Below are 14671 nucleotides of genomic sequence, written 5' to 3'. Positions count from 1 at the left end.
TGGATTCGGCGCGTCGGTGAATTCACCCGAGGTATTCCGACTCGAGCACCAGATCCTTGAGCAGCGACTGGTATTCGACATGCGCCGGATGGTCGACGGTATGCCAGCTGTCGCCCTCGTGCTCGCGCATATAACGCAGATAGTCGGGCGCGCCGGGCAGGCGCATATTGTCGGCGACCACGACCGTGCCCGTATGCAGCCACCCCGCCGCCAGCAGGCTGCGCAGATCGGGTAGATACGCGGTCTTGTTGTGATCTATGAAGACGAAATCCAGTGTGCCGAAACCGAATCCGTGTTCGGCGATGAGTCGGCGCAGGGTGCCGCCGCCGTCGCCGATGCGACCGACCACCACGCCGACGCGGCGACTCAGGCCCGCGTGTTCGATGATGTCGCGGGCGATCTCGGCATTGGCGGCGCTGGCCTCCACCGAGACCAGTCGCGCGCCCGCGGGCATGGCCCGGCCGATGCGCACCGCGCTGTAGCCGCAGTAGGTACCCAATTCCAGCAGTGTGCGCGGGGTGGTGCGGCGTACGGCCGCGTCGAGTATCAGTCCCTTCTCGTCGCCGATGGTCACCAGCATGCTGCGATTGCGCGCGAAATCGTCGATGGTGGCCAGTACATCGTCGGGATCCCCGGCGGTGGCGTGTGCGAGAACGTGATCGCGCAGCGCCGCCTCCCGCCCGTCGCCGACCTGACCCGTGCGCTGAAAGGTGGGCAATCCCAACCCGAGTCGCACCCATGACCATCGAGCGAACGGAATCCGCTCCCGCAGTTTCGCACCGATTCGCGTTCCGCCCATCTGCCCTCCAAACTCCAGGACCCGTCCCCGCCACCGATTATGCGCGGGCATCCGGTCGGGGCGAACGCCGAGATTCCTGGGGTTGCGAACCGACCGCACAGTGTGCGATGCGCGGGCGAGGCGAAAGTGTTAGTAATACCTATACGACGATATGCGCATCTAACTATGTATGGCCCAAGCGTCGGCTCGCTCGACATACAACCCGACGGACTGCAAAAAAAGAAGCAATGAGGGTGCTGGGGAGTTGCTCTACGTAGTTGGTGTCGTCGGCGCACCACGAGAGGAGTAGGTGATGACCATTGACCATGCCGTACAACCTCTTCGCCAATGGCGGCGAACAGTCGAAGCGGTACGCGGAGTGGTTGAAGGAGAACTACATCGACAAGGGCAAGCTCGGCGTCGCCGCCGAGTGTGCGCGGGTACATGGACACCGAGCTTGCCAGGACCGCATTCGCGCAGTGACCGGTGACTCACCAGCGGGACGGGGCGTAATCCTTGAGGAAGCAGCCGTACAGGTCGGTGCCCGCCTCGCCGCGAACGATGGGGTCGTAGACGCGGGCCGCGCCGTCGACCAGGTCCAGGGGCGCGTGGAAGCCCTCCTCGGCCAAGCGGATCTTGGTGTAGTGCGGGCGTTCGTCGGTGATCCAGCCGGTGTCGACGGCGGTCATGAGAATGCGGTCGGCCTCGAACATCTCGTTGGCGCTGGTTCGGGTGAGCATATTGAGCGCGGCCTTGGCCATATTGGTGTGCGGATGGCCCGCGCCCTTGTAGCCGCGGTCGAAGACGCCCTCCATGGCCGAGACGTTGACGACGTATTTGCGGCGCGCGTCGGCGGCGGCCATGGCGGGGCGTAGGCGGGAGATGAGGATGAACGGCGCGGTCGAATTGCAGAGTTGGACCTCGAGCAGTTCGGTGGCGTCGACCTCGCCGACGGTCTGCACCCAGCTGTTGGTGTGCGCGAGATCGGGGACCAGGCCGCCCGCGTCGATGGCCACGCCGCGCGAAATGCGTTCCGGCGTGGCCGATCCCGCGACGAGGGCGAGGTCGGTGATCTCGGCAGCGGTCAGGGTGGAGGTGAGCGAGGCGGTCAGCGCGGTCGGGTGGGCCTGCATGGTCTTGCCGAAGCTGACGGTGTCGGGTAATTCGCCCGCGGGCAGTGGTCCGCTCTCGGCGTCGACCAGGGCGCTGTAGGCGCCGGGGGAGCGGCGAACGGTCTGGGCGGCATTGTTGATGAGGATGTCGAGCGGTCCGGCCGCTGCGACATCGTCGGCGAGGGCGACCACCTGGGCGGGATCGCGCAGATCGATGCCGACGATGCGCAGGCGGTGGATCCAGTCGGCGCTGTCGGGCTGGGCCTTGAAGCGGCGGATCGCGTCATTGGGGAAGCGGGTGGTGACGGTGGTGTGCGCGCCGTCGCGCAGCAGGCGCAGCGCGATGTACATGCCGATTTTGGCGCGCCCGCCCGTGAGCAGGGCGCGGCGACCGGTGAGGTCGGTGCGGGCGTCGCGTTTGGCATGGTTCTCGGCGGCGCAGTCGGGGCACAGCTGGTGGTAGAAGGCGTCGACACGGGTGTAGCGCTGCTTGCAGATATAGCAGGGGCGCGGGCGCAGCAGCTGTCCGGCGCTGCCGCCGGAGGCATTGGAGGACAGCGGAATTCCGGCGGTCTCGTCGTCGATGCGGTTGGGCGAACCGGTGGCGGTGGCGGCGACGACCGCGCGATCGGCGGCCGAGACGGCATCGCGCGCGGCGGTACGGCGGCTCTTTTTGAGCGTTTTGAACATATGCCCGACCGCGCGCTGCACGGTGATCGAGTCGGGGTGGGTCTTGTCGAGCTGTCCGGCCTGTTCCAGCACGCGCAGACAGACCGCCAGTTCGTCGCGGTCGATGACCGGTGCGGGCGTGGCGGCGGTGGTCGTGGTCGAGTCGTGATCGGCCATCGTGCTGCGGGGTGATCCTTCGTGCGGGGACGGTTTGCCGCGCCTATTGTCGCATCGCCCCAGGTGTGCGCCCGCGCACGCCCGTGGTTCACACGAATTGGCCCAGCGTGCCCTTCTGGATGTCCATCGGTAGCGGGAATCCGTTGGCGATGCACGAACTGCCCGCGTTCACGCCGATCCGGTGCACCTCGATGTCGAGGCGATTGCGCGATTCCGGCCCGCCCGGTGCGGAATTGACGACCTCGATGGTGTGCGCCAGCCGAGCCGGTCCGGGGTCCAGCGCACCCAGTAGCCGCTGTAGGGGTACGGATTGAGGGGACCGGTCTCGACGCCGTCGATGTAGATGTGGGTGTCGGGCAGCACCGGATCCGACAGCCCGAATCCGACCTCGTGCGGACAGCCCAGCACCGGACCCTCGGATCCGGTGTACATCACCGCGATACCGCCGACATTTGCCGTGGCGGTCGGCAGCGGAGCGCACAGCAGCGCGGCGGCCGCAGCGACGGGTAGCACAGCCTTCGACAACCTGGTCATGACCATTCCCTTCGCTCGGGGCGAGACGAGACACGAACCGGATAACTGGACTGTTGCCGGAATCGTAAGCCCGCATCGCCGCCCGGGTCGAGGGCTGGCGGCTATTCGGCGATGAGCCGGGCGGCGTGGTCGAGGCGATCGAGTTCGCGCGCCCGCGTGGCCAGCTGTTCGCGCAGCGCGTCGGGTATCTCGGCGCGGATCTCGACGAACGCGTCCCACACCACGTCGGGAATGTCCGGTGTCAGCGCGGCCAGGAATTCGTCGAGATCGGGCATGCCGGCGATGATGTCGAGCACACGGGCGCGCCCGGTCTCGTCCTGGGCGAGCGCGATCTCGACCAGAGTCGGGATATCGGCACTGTTGGCGGCCGCCCGCACCGCCGCGAGCAGCTGCTCACGCCCCAGCGGCCCCAGACACGACGCGATGATCGGCTTGACCGCCTCCGGCAGCGCTCCCACCAGAGGCAGCGCCTCCGACCACAACTCGCGCTCGGCCGCGGTGGCGACGACCTTGCCCAGCACCTCGGGATCGGCGAGAACCGGCAGTCCGGCCATGCGGCGACGATCGGCCTCGGACATGGCCAGCGCGATGGGAATCAGCGCGTCCCAGAGCCCGGCCGCGTCGGCCTCGCGGATGAGCGCACCGAGGCGGTCGTCGCTGCGCAACGCCACCCGAGCGGCGACGAATTCCCTTTGCGCACCGGTCAATTCGACGGTCAACGGCAGCAGCTCGAGCCACAGGCCCTCGTCGATGGCGAGATCGACCAGCACCGCGAAGTTCTCGCTGTCGGCGGCCGCGAGGACCGCGGCGCGGCGCTGATCGTCGCCGAGTTCGGCCAGGCAGAGGCCAAGGGTTTTCTTGCCGGCCTCGGGGAGCGCGTCGATCAAAGGCAGGACCTGCGACCACAATTCGTGCCGGGCGCAGGTGGTGGTGATGGCGCTGAGTACGCCGGGGTCCTGCATGATCGGCAGTCCGGCCATGCGGCGGCGGTCGGGGCCGGTCATGGCGAGGGCGATGGGGATCATGGCGTCCCACAGGTCGGCGGCGTCGGCCTGGCCGATGAGGTCGGCCAGTTCGTGGTCGGGTTTGTCGGCGACGCGGGCGGCGATGAAGGCCAGGGGGGCCGCGGGTAGGTGGATCGCGAGGGGGAGCAGGTCCAGCCACAGGCCGTGGTTGAGTGCGACGTCCATGATCGCGGTGAGGATCGGTTCGGTGTGCACGATCGGGCGCGCGGCGAACAGGGTGAGGCTCTGCGGGCTCATGGCCGCGGTGACGGGCAGCAGGGTGGCCCAGGCGTCGAGTTCGTGGACCGCGTGGACCAGGCTGTCGAGGACCTCGTCGCCGAGTTGGGCGCTGAGGTCGCCGATGCGGGCGCGGTTGAGCGGGTTGACCGTGTCGAGCAGGTCGATGCCCTCGGCCCACATGGTCTGTTCGTGGGCGGCGCGCACGACGCCGGGGAGACGGTCGACCACGATCTCGAGCAGGTTGTCCATCGAGGATTTGTCCTCGAGCAGGTAGCCGGTGCGCAGCAGATCGGTATCGTCCATCACCTCCGCCGCCGCCCGCATCATCTCCTCGGAGACCACCCCGACGAATCGGCCGAGCGTGACATGCTCACCCCGCGAGAGCAGTTCACGCGCGACGGCCACCACCATGGGGGTGGGGACACGGGGGATTATCTGGGCGGTGCGGCGCGGATCCAGTTGGATCGTGGCCTCCGCCAGAAACCGCGGGGGCAGCGCCTTGGCGATGTCGACCGCGCGGGCCGGTTCCACCTGGGCGGCGACCGCCGCGCACAGGCCGGGCCCGAAGGCGCGTTCGGCGGCCTTGGCCGCGATCGGGGTGGGCACCAGTTTGGCGGCCGCGGCGACGCGTTTGAGTTTCACGCCGTCGGCGTCGAACAGCAGGTCGGTGGCGCGTTCACGGAAGGCGCGGATGGCCTCGGGGGATAGTTCGATGAGGAATTCGAGCGCGTCCGGGTCGGAGATGTCCAGCAGGCGGGCGAGTTTGGTGGTCTCGGCGCGTGCGAGCAGTTTGCCGTTCACAGGCCCAGCGCCTTCTTGATGGCCGGGCGCAGCAGCCGCGGCACGAGGTCCATCGACGAATCGATCGCGCCGGCAAGACGTTTCGCGCGCCGGGACTGTGCGTCGCGCAGCAGCCGGTCCAGTTCGGCCAGTTCGGCGTCGGACAGGCGGCTGAATTCCTCCGGGAGGGGAGCCCCGAGCGTGCGGGTCAGCGATTCGACGGACATGGTTGGGCCTCCGGGTCTTTCGGACCCCGCGCTCAGCGGGGGGTGTATTCGATCGGGCGGTTGTCGGCGCGCAGATCGTCGATGAAATTGGCGATCGCCTCCACGACCAGTAGTGGTTCGGTAATGGGCAGCCAGTGATCGGCGGGTAGGCGGTAGCACCACAGCCGGTCCACCACGCGGCGTACGTGGGCGCCCGCGGCGGGCAGCACGGCCGCGTCGGCACGATCGACGATCAGCTGGATGGGCGCCGCGATGCGGCGTTCGCGCGGATTGCGCAGGCGGTGGGGCAGATTGGCGGCGGCGATGCGCGCCCCGGCCAGCAGATCCGCCGGTGCGACGGCCAAGTCCGCGCGCGGGGCGCGGCGGATGCGCGGCCAGCGCAGCAGTCTGCGGCCCAGCACCAGCCAGCCCAGTCCGGGCAGCCGCCACCACCGCGTGCGCGGAAAACGCTTCTCGCGCAGGGCATGCGCGATCGGATCGAGGCCGGGGTTGCCCAATGCGGTGGCCGAGACGATGCGGGTATTGGCGCGCGGATCGGTCAGGGCCTCCCACACCTGGATCGCGCCCCAGCCGTGTCCGGCCAGATGGACCGGGCGGTCGGGGCTGATCGCGTCGAGGACCGCGTAGAGGTCCTCGGTAAGGCATTCCAGTCGATAGTGGTGCGGCCGTGTGGCTTTCGCGGATCGGCCGTGGCCGCGCACGTCGTAGGTCACCACGTGGAAGCTGTCGGCGAGCATGCGGGCGACCGGTTTCCAGATGTGCTGGGTGTCGGTGAGGCCGTGCACCAGCACCAGGGTGTCGGCTCGGGGGTCGCCGTATTCGCGGACGGCCAGGTCGCCGCCCGGTGCGGGCACGACGCGGGAGCGGGGAGCGATATCGGGCAGTGGGGTCATCTCGTTCACCTCGGGGTGTGGCCGGGCCACACCGTACGTACCGCCAGTACGGTTTTTGATACTGGCAGTACGATGGGCAGGAAGCAATGCCGCGGGCGCTGGAAGTGCTGTGGGGTGGATCACAGCGGGCCGATATCGCGGAAATGGACGTACCGGCGGTACGTGTATGCTCGAGTACCAGAGAACTGGACCCCAGTATCGGAGCCGAGTCGCCGTGTCCCGTGCCAGCAGTAGAACCATCGCGCCGATCACGCGCGACGACATCGTCGACGCGGCGATCCGGGTGATCGACCGGGCTGGTCCGCGTCCGAGTATGGACGACATCGCGCGCGAGGCGGGCATCACCAAACCGCGGCTGTACCGGCAGTTCGCCGACAAGGCCGATCTGTACACCGAGATCGCGAATCGGGTGTCGCGCAACGCCTTTGCCGCCACCGGCGAGGATATGACGCTGATGCTGCAGCCGCCGCGCGAGGCGCTGCGCCGGGTGTTCACCGGTTATGCCGAGGGAATTCTGCAGCACCCCAACGTCTTCCGCTTCCTGGCTCAGGCCCCGCTGACGCAGGGGACCGAGGGGGCGGTGCTGCAGTTCGATCTGGGCCGCGACGCCGCGCGCCGGTTCACCAAACTGGCCCGCGCGGTCGCCGAGGCCGTGCCGCTCGAGACGGCCGGTATCGACTATCTCGCGCGCGCGGTGGTGGGCGTGGTCGTGGCCGTCACCGATCTGTGGCTCGAGGACGAGCCCGCCGACGCGGGCGAATTCGTCGATCAGGCGAGTGAATTGGTGTGGGGGCTGCTCGACGGGTTCCTGCGTCGACAGGATATCGCCGCCGATCCGCACACCCCGATCTTCACCACGCTGGCCGAGGTGAATCAGGCCCGCGGCTGAGTTGTTGACAATGCGCCAATAGGACTGCCACTCTGGTGCTCACGAAGACGGGCACGAACGAAGGATGCAGACGATGGCGCGCGCCCCATGGAGCGACGACGAGGTCGAGGCCGTACGGGAGCTGGCGAGGAACTTCTTCGACAAAGAGGTGGTTCCGCACGAGGAGAGATTCGCCGCCCAGGGACACCCCGACCGTGAGCTGTACAACCGCGCCGGTGAACTGGGCCTGCTGTGCGCCGCGGTGCCGAGCGAATACGGCGGCGGCGGAGGCGGTTTCGCGCATGAGGCGGCCATCATCGAGGAGCAGGCGCTGCGCGGGGACGGCGCGCTCGGCATGCCGGTGCACTCCTCGATCATCGCGCCCTATATCCAGCAGTTCGGTTCCGAGGAGCTCAAGCGCCGGGTGCTGCCCAAGGCGGCCAGCGGTGAGATGGTGCTGTCGATCGGCATGACCGAACCGGGCACCGGCTCGGATCTGCAGAACATCAAGACCCGCGCGGTGCGCGAGGGCGACGAGTACGTCATCACCGGCTCGAAGATCTTCATCTCCAACGGCTGGCTGTGCGACGGCATCGTCATCGCCGCCAAAACCGATCCGACCAAGGGCGCGGCCGGGGTCTCGCTGATCTTCGCCGACGTCTCCGACGACACGCCCGGTTTCACGCGTGGGCGCATCCTGTCCAAGATCGGCGGCAAGGGGCAGGACACCGCCGAGCTGTTCTTCGACGGACTGCGGGTGCCCGCGTCGAATCTGCTGGGCGAGGCCGAGGGCCAGGGCTTCTATCAGATGATGCAGCTGCTGGCCCAGGAGCGGCTGGTCACCGCGATCATGGCGGTGGCGATGATGGAGAAGGCCGTCGAGCTGACCGTGGATTACACCAAGGGCCGCGAGGCGTTCGGCAAACCGCTGTTCGCGATGCAGAACACCCGCTTCGAACTGGCCGAATGCGCGACCATCGCGCGGGTGAGCCGCACCTTCCTCGACGATGCCATCACCAAACATCTGCGCGGGGAACTGGACATTCCGACCGCGGCCATGGCGAAGTACTGGCTTACTGACCAGTTGGGTATCGTGGTGGATCGTTGTCTGCAATTGTTCGGTGGCTATGGATACATGACGGAATATCCGATCTCCCAGCTGTATACGGGCGCGCGCGTGCTGCGCATCCTGGCCGGGGCCAACGAGGTGATGAAGGATCTCATTGCCCGCTCACTCTGATACGACCTGTATCGACGCCGACGCGACCGCGCGCCGGCGTCGGCTCGAACCCGACGAACGGCGGGCGCAGATCCTCGAATGCGCCATCGCCATGTTCGGCGAACGCCCGTACGCGGCGGTGTCCACCGCGGAGCTCGCCCAGCGCGCGGGCGTGGCGCGCGGGCTGATCAACCACTACTTCGGCAATAAGCGCGACCTGTATCTGGCGGTCGTGCGCCGCATGGTGACCATGCCGCGCCCGGGCCAGATGATCGTGCCCACCGGCACCACCCGCGAACGCGTCGACGCGAGTGTGACCTGGCTGCTCGACACCATCGGCGAACACGGCAGCACCTGGGTGAAGGTGACCGGCCACGAGGGCATCGGCGACGACCCGCAGGTCCAGCGCATCCTCGACGAGGCCGACGACGCGGCCGCGGACCGGCTGCTGCAGATGGTCGGCCTCGGCGAATCCGCGCACGGCGACGAACTGCGAGCCCTGGTCCGCGCCTATGGCGGACTGGTGAAAACGGCTGGGCGCGAATGGATCACACGCGGCGCGCTGACCCGCGAACAGGTCCACCACCTGCTCGCGGATTCACTGTTCACCCTGGTCACCACGACCTTCCCCAAGATCGAGCCCGACAGCGCCTAGACCACGGCCGGATACATCATCCGCTCGGGCGGGCGCGCGGTGCGCGCGGCGACCGGATAGTAGAGGGCGGCGGTGACGACGATGCCGACCAGCCAGGAGATGTCCGCGCCGCCGAGCAGGGTGGTGATCGGGCCGGTGTAGAGCTTCTGGGCCAGAAACGGGATCTGCGCGGCGATGCCGACGCCGTAGCAGGCCAGCGCGGGCAGATTCCAGGAGCCGTAGCGGCCGCGCGGATCGAACAGGGCCGGGATATCGATGCGTTCGCGCGAGATCAGGTAGTAGTCGATGAGATTGATCGTGCTCCACGGGGTGAACACCAGCAGCAGGACCAGCACGAAATTCTTGAAATTGTCGAGGAAATCGGCACTGGCGGCCAGCGCGATCACCACCGAGGTCGCGGTGAAGCCGAGGATGTAGGCGGTGCGGGCCGCGCGAGAGACGGTCGTGCGCGGATCGAACGCGGTGACGGTGGTGAGCACCGACATGAATCCGCCGTAGGCGTTGAGCACATTGATGGTCAGCTTGCCGACCACGATCACCAGATAGATCAGCGCGGCCACCACCGCCGGACCGGCCAGCGCGCCGATGAAGCCGACCTGGTCGGCGATGAACGCCTTGCCCGCACACGCCGCCAGCAGCGCGCCGAAGCTCATCGACCACTGCGACCCGATCACGCTGCCCGCATAGGTGAACCAGAATGTCTTGCGCGCGGAGGTGTTTCGCGGCAGATAGCGTGAATAGTCGGCGACATAGGGTCCGAAGGTCAACTGCCAGCTCGCCCCCAGTGACACCGCGAGCAGAAAGGTCGTCGCCTGGAATCCGTGCCCGCCCAGATGCGCGCCGACGTCGTAGCGCACGAACAGCCGCACCGCCAGATAGGCGAATCCGACGACGCCGACCACGGTCGCGATCCGCCCCACCACATGGATCAGCCGATATCCCAGCACCGCCACCGCCGCGGTCAGCGCACCGAATATCACGATCCCCACGGCTCGATTCTCGATATGCAGCAGTTCGCCGATCGCCTGTCCGGCCAGCACGGTGCCCGTCGCCGCGAATCCCAGATACATCAGCACCACCAGCGCCAGCGGCACCACCGCCCCGCGCACCCCGAATTGCGCTCTGCTGGAAATCATCTGGGGCAATCCCAGTCGCGGCCCCTGCGCCGAATGCAACGCCATCACCACCCCGCCCAGCGCGTTGCCCACCAGCGTGCCCACGATCGCCCACACCGCGTCGGCCCCGAACACCACCGCCAACGCCCCGTCCACGATCGCGGTGATCTGCATATTCGCCCCGAACCAGAGCGTGAACTGATTGACCGGCCGCCCATGACGTTCCGCGTCGGGGATGACGTCGATGGTGCGGCGCTCGGGGACGAGTGCGGCCTCGTTGCCGTGCTCGATCATGTTGGACTCCTCACTCGCGTGAAGATCATCCAAGCAGTTTCGGCAAGGGGGCGTTGGGATTCGGCTATTTGCGGGCCTTGCTCGGCTGCACCCGCGGCGGTTCGTCGGGCATCTTCGGATACACCGGCGGCCACGGGGCGTCCATCAGGCCCGCGTCCAGATCGCGCCGCGACATCTCCAGCAGCGGTTCGATGCTCTGCGGGGTGCGGTCGGCCCAGGGGTCGCCGAGTTCGGCGACGCGGGCCGGGACCGTGGTGAGGGTGAGATCCTCGGGGACGACGGCGTCGAGTTCGGTCCAGTCGATCGGGGTCGAGACCTGGCCGCCGACCTTCGGGCGGACGCACCAGGCGCCGAAAACCGTTCGATGCGGGGCATTTTGGTTATAGTCGACGAATACTCGGCTGCCGCGCTGCTCCTTCCACCACTGGGCGGTGATGAGGTCGGGGTGGCGGCGTTCGAGTTCGCGGGCCAGGGCCACCGAGGCGGCGCGGACCTGATAGCCGTCCCACTCCGGTCGCAGCAGGACATAGATGTGCAGGCCGCGCGAGCCGGAGGTCTTCACGCGGGCGTCGATGCCCAGTTCGGTGCACAGCTCGCGGGTCAGGGCCGCGGTCTTGCGCAGATCGTCGAAGGACGTGCCGGGGGAGGGGTCGAGATCCACGCGCAGTTCGTCGGTGGCTCCCGTCGGCGGCAGCAGCTGGCCCGCGGCGTCGTGGACCGGCGGTGCGGTGCTCTGCTCGGCCGCGCCCGCGTGGGTGGGCCAGACGTGAAATCCCAAGCAGCCCAAGTTGACCGCCCACAATATGTGGGCCAGATCGGCGGCGACGAGGGCGTCGCTGGTGGTGCCGTTCGGAGTCGATACGACCGTGGTCTGCAACCAGTCCGGCACCGTTTTGGGAACCCGCTTCTGAAACCACGACTTTCCGCCCGCGCCGTCGGGATAGCGTTCCAGCAGAACGGGTCTGCCGCCCATTGTGCGCAGAATCGGCTCGGCCACGGCCTGGTAGTAGCGGACCAGATCGAGTTTGGTCTCCCCACGCTTGGAGAAATAGACCTTGTCCGGGTTGCTGATCGCCACCACCCGGCCGTCGACTTCGATATCGATCGAGGCGCTCATGGCTTGGCCCCCTTGGCCTCGGCGAAGATATCGGACAGTTCGGCGGGGGCCACCTCGTCGAGCTGGGCGTAGGTGCAGGATTCGGGGGTGCGGTCGTCGCGGAAGCGCACCAGCCGGCCGCCGTGGCGTAATCGCCCGGCCATCACATGTTCGTAGCGGACCTCCGCGACCAGCTCCGGGCGCAGCGCCTCCCACGACAGATCCTTGCCGCCGGTCCAACGGCTCACTCCGCCCGGCATTTTCCCGTCGGCCTTGGCCTGCGCGGCCGCATCGGCCCAATGCCGCCACGGATGATTGTCCAGGGCGTTCTCGCGCAGCGGCGCGAGTTCGGTGACCAGTTCCCGGCGGCGCGCGGCGGTGAAACTGCTGGCCACTCCGACGTGATGCAGATTGCCTTCGTCGTCGAACAGACCCAGCAGCAGCGAGCCCACGCCCTCACCGTCCTTGTGCCACCGGAATCCGGCGATCACGCAGTCGGCGGTGCGCTCGTGTTTGACCTTGAACATCACCCGCTTGTCCTGCAGATACGGCAGATCGGTGGCCTTGACCATGACCCCGTCGAACCCCGCGCCCTCGAAGCGGGTGAACCAGTCCTGGGCGGTCTCGGGATCGGAGGTCAACGGGGTCAGATGCAGGCGCGGCACGGAATTGTCCACGATGGTCTCGAGCAGTCGACGTCGTTCGGCGAACGGCTGTTCGGTCAGATCCTGATCGCCCAGCGCCAGCAGATCGAAGGCGACGAAGCTGGCCGGGGTCTCCACGGCCAGCTTGTTGACCCGCGAGGCCGCCGGATGCAGCCGCTGCTGCAGGGTGTCGAAATCGAGTCCGGCCTCGGTGACGACCACGATCTCCCCGTCGATGACGCATTTATCCGGCAGCGCGCCGCGCAGCAACTCCACCAGTTCGGGGAAGTAGCGGGTCAGCGGCCGGTCGTTACGGGAGCCGAGTTCGACCTCGTCCCCGTCGCGGAACACGATGCAGCGGAATCCGTCCCATTTGGGTTCGTAGTACAGCTGCGGATCGCGCGGCAGCGCCGACGCGGATTTCGCCAGCATCGGTTTCACGGGCGGCATGACGGGCAGGTCCACACGATCCTCCTCGGAAGTCTCGTCGATGTGGACGGTGCGAGCGCGCGGAATTCATCGCTCGCACACTGTCAGCAAGATCGTATGCCGTGAACCCTAATTCTCTAACCACCCGTGCTGATCGGCGAATGCGGTCAGCCGGTCGCGGATGGTCAGTATTTCCCCGGCCGTCAGGGCCGGACTCGCATCCAGTAGTAGCTCGGTGATCAGCCGCTTGTGCTCGGCGGCGGTGAGCGCGCCGGAATTGCGGGTCGCGCGATGGCGCGCCGGAACCGGCTGGCCGCCCACGGCGGTCAGATTCACCGCCTTCGGCCCCCGGTCACCCTCGGTCACCTCGAATTCGAACACCCTGCCCTGCCGCAGCTCGTCCTCGTCCAACCCGATGTCGTTCACATGTACGAACACGTCTGGTCCCCCGTCTTCCGGACGGATGAAACCGAACCCCCGAGAACTGTCGAAGGACACCAATTTCCCGATCGACACCTAACACCCGCTCCTCGTCGCCGTCCCTATTCCTGCACTCTATCGACCGTGGTCGGGTTGTGTTCGTTGTTGGGCGAAAGTGCCTTCTGCAGCGAATTGAACACCGTCAGGCCCTGTCCCACCATTCCGTTCACCAACTCCGACACACCGTCGGGACCGTTGAGGACGGTCAGGTTGGCGCCCGACAGACCCCGGGCCGCCTGGGCCACGATCTCGGGCAACTGCTCGATCAGCAACTGATCCAGCGCGATGCGATTGTTCGACGCCGCGGCGTCGGCCTGGATGCGGGTGCGATCGGCCTCGGCCTGGGCGAGGATGCGCACGCGTTCGGCCTCGGCCTCGGCGGGTTTGACCACCTCGGCCTGCAGCTGCTGCTCACGCAGTTCGGCCTGTTTGCGGGCCTGCACCGCCTGGGCGGTGAGCACCTCCTGCAGCGCGTTGGCCTGCGCGAGCGGACCCGACTGCGCCGCTTCGGCATTGGCCTTATCGATATCGCGCTGATATTCCGCGCGCAGAATGGCCGTCTCACGCTGATATTCGGCCTGTTTGCGCTGGGATTCCTGTTCGGCCTTCGCGGCTTCCTGCGCGGCCTGGGATTGGGCGATCTGCGCATCGCGCTGCACCGCGGCATTGTGCGGGGCCGCCAGGGCCGCGATATAGCCGAGATTGCCGTCGTCGATGGACTGGATCTGGAAGGAATCCACCCACAGCCCGATATTGCTCATCTCCACCTTCGAGGCCATCAGCACCTCGTCGGCCAGTTTCTGCCGTTCGCGGATGATCTCCTCGACCGTCATCGAGCCCACGATCGAACGCAGATGTCCGGAGAAGATGCGTCCGGTCAGGACGCTCATCTCTCGTTCCTGCTCGGACAGGAACCGTTGCGCCGCATTGACGATCGAGAGGGTGTCGTTGGCGACCTTGAACGCGATCACCGCCCGCACATCCAGCTGAATGCCCTGTTTGGTGACGCATCGCTCGCCGATCTCGGCCTCGAACATCGCCAGCGACAGATAGCGCACCTTGCGGAACAGCGGCACCACGAAGGCGCCGTGCCCGATCACCACCCGAAACGGCGCATTGTCCTTGCCGCGCCCGCCGCTGACCAGCATGGCCTCGTCGGGATCGGGTACGTGGTACCCCAGCACTGTTGTCTCCCTTGTTATTTCGTTGTATCCCCACCCGGTCCGAAGTCGAGCGGTATCCAGGGAACTACGTCCACGATCCGGCCCGGGTTCACGCCGATCACGAGCACCGTGGTGCCCGCGTCCAGCGGCTCGGGCGATCGTGCGAGGTAGATTTCGGTGCCCCCTCGGATCGCGACCAGGACCTCCCCGAGCGTGTCCGCGCCTCGGATCGGCGATGTGAGCGTACCGGTCAAACCGTGTACCGGGTCGGTCATCGCATCGATCTCCTTGGCG

At 67.3% G+C, this 14671-nt stretch carries 15 protein-coding genes; 3 read left to right on the top strand and 12 right to left on the bottom strand.

Annotated elements, in window-relative coordinates:
- Positions 1-22 precede the first annotated feature (22 nt).
- The 6 genes from NP4_RS34260 to NP4_RS34235 all read right to left on the bottom strand — a co-directional run bounded on the left by NP4_RS34260 (position 23) and on the right by NP4_RS34235 (position 6414).
- Positions 23-799 carry an O-methyltransferase gene (locus tag NP4_RS34260; protein ID WP_068006751.1) on the bottom strand — a complete coding sequence of 259 codons (777 nt, stop codon included), beginning with the start codon at positions 797-799 and terminating at the stop codon, positions 23-25.
- Positions 800-1269: 470 nt separating this feature from the next.
- Positions 1270-2736, bottom strand: a complete 1467-nt coding sequence (locus NP4_RS34255) for an SDR family NAD(P)-dependent oxidoreductase (RefSeq protein WP_068006750.1) — start codon at positions 2734-2736, stop codon at positions 1270-1272.
- 168 nt (positions 2737-2904) lie between these two features.
- A complete protein-coding gene (locus NP4_RS34250) occupies positions 2905-3270 on the bottom strand; it encodes a hypothetical protein (RefSeq protein WP_147288063.1) in 366 nt (121 codons plus the stop codon).
- A 101-nt stretch (positions 3271-3371) separates the two neighbouring features.
- Positions 3372-5315: a hypothetical protein gene (locus NP4_RS34245; protein WP_068006746.1), complete on the bottom strand. Its 1944-nt coding sequence runs from the start codon at positions 5313-5315 to the stop codon at positions 3372-3374.
- On the bottom strand, positions 5312-5521 hold the full coding sequence (locus NP4_RS34240) for a hypothetical protein (protein ID WP_068006744.1): 210 nt from the start codon (positions 5519-5521) through the stop codon (positions 5312-5314). The genes NP4_RS34245 and NP4_RS34240 overlap by 4 nt, the downstream gene beginning before the upstream one ends.
- Positions 5522-5553: 32 nt before the next feature.
- Positions 5554-6414: an alpha/beta fold hydrolase gene (locus NP4_RS34235; protein WP_068006824.1), complete on the bottom strand. Its 861-nt coding sequence runs from the start codon at positions 6412-6414 to the stop codon at positions 5554-5556.
- Between the two features lie 214 nt (positions 6415-6628).
- Here NP4_RS34235 and NP4_RS34230 point away from each other — a divergent pair, with 214 nt between their 5' ends.
- The 3 genes from NP4_RS34230 to NP4_RS34220 all read left to right on the top strand — a co-directional run bounded on the left by NP4_RS34230 (position 6629) and on the right by NP4_RS34220 (position 9156).
- Positions 6629-7303, top strand: coding sequence for a TetR/AcrR family transcriptional regulator (locus tag NP4_RS34230; protein ID WP_245998403.1), 675 nt, complete (start codon positions 6629-6631; stop codon positions 7301-7303).
- Between the two features lie 73 nt (positions 7304-7376).
- Complete coding sequence (locus NP4_RS34225; protein ID WP_068006821.1) at positions 7377-8522, top strand: acyl-CoA dehydrogenase family protein; 1146 nt, start codon at positions 7377-7379, stop codon at positions 8520-8522.
- Positions 8506-9156 (top strand): TetR/AcrR family transcriptional regulator, encoded by a 651-nt coding sequence (locus NP4_RS34220; RefSeq protein ID WP_068006739.1) that lies wholly within the window; start codon positions 8506-8508, stop codon positions 9154-9156. The genes NP4_RS34225 and NP4_RS34220 overlap by 17 nt, the downstream gene beginning before the upstream one ends.
- Here the strand turns inward: NP4_RS34220 and NP4_RS34215 are convergent.
- The 6 genes from NP4_RS34215 to NP4_RS34190 form a co-directional block, all read right to left on the bottom strand.
- Complete coding sequence (locus NP4_RS34215; RefSeq protein ID WP_068006737.1) at positions 9153-10565, bottom strand: purine-cytosine permease family protein; 1413 nt, start codon at positions 10563-10565, stop codon at positions 9153-9155. The two genes, NP4_RS34220 and NP4_RS34215, sit on opposite strands and share 4 nt — an antisense overlap.
- Before the next feature lie 64 nt (positions 10566-10629).
- The gene (locus tag NP4_RS34210) at positions 10630-11682 is read right to left on the bottom strand and encodes a DNA polymerase domain-containing protein (RefSeq protein WP_068006735.1); all 1053 of its coding nucleotides are present in this window, start codon (positions 11680-11682) and stop codon (positions 10630-10632) included.
- The gene (locus NP4_RS34205) at positions 11679-12770 is read right to left on the bottom strand and encodes an ATP-dependent DNA ligase (RefSeq protein WP_211335940.1); all 1092 of its coding nucleotides are present in this window, start codon (positions 12768-12770) and stop codon (positions 11679-11681) included. Before NP4_RS34205 ends, NP4_RS34210 begins: the two co-directional genes overlap by 4 nt.
- A gap of 93 nt (positions 12771-12863) precedes the next feature.
- Positions 12864-13232 carry a cold-shock protein gene (locus tag NP4_RS34200; protein WP_082876468.1) on the bottom strand — a complete coding sequence of 123 codons (369 nt, stop codon included), beginning with the start codon at positions 13230-13232 and terminating at the stop codon, positions 12864-12866.
- Between the two features lie 44 nt (positions 13233-13276).
- The gene (locus NP4_RS34195; protein ID WP_068006729.1) at positions 13277-14398 is read right to left on the bottom strand and encodes an SPFH domain-containing protein; all 1122 of its coding nucleotides are present in this window, start codon (positions 14396-14398) and stop codon (positions 13277-13279) included.
- A 14-nt stretch (positions 14399-14412) separates the two neighbouring features.
- Entirely contained in the window at positions 14413-14652 is a 240-nt protein-coding gene (locus NP4_RS34190) for an NfeD C-terminal domain-containing protein (RefSeq protein ID WP_062506235.1), read from the bottom strand.
- Between the last annotated feature and the right edge of the window lie 19 nt (positions 14653-14671).

The sequence above is a fragment of the Nocardia pseudobrasiliensis NBRC 108224 genome (assembly GCF_001613105.1).
In the GTDB taxonomy this organism is placed as follows: Bacteria; Actinomycetota; Actinomycetes; order Mycobacteriales; family Mycobacteriaceae; genus Nocardia; species Nocardia pseudobrasiliensis.
The sequence above is the reverse complement of the archived record's forward strand: the minus strand, read 5'-3'. Positions and strand labels throughout refer to the sequence as shown.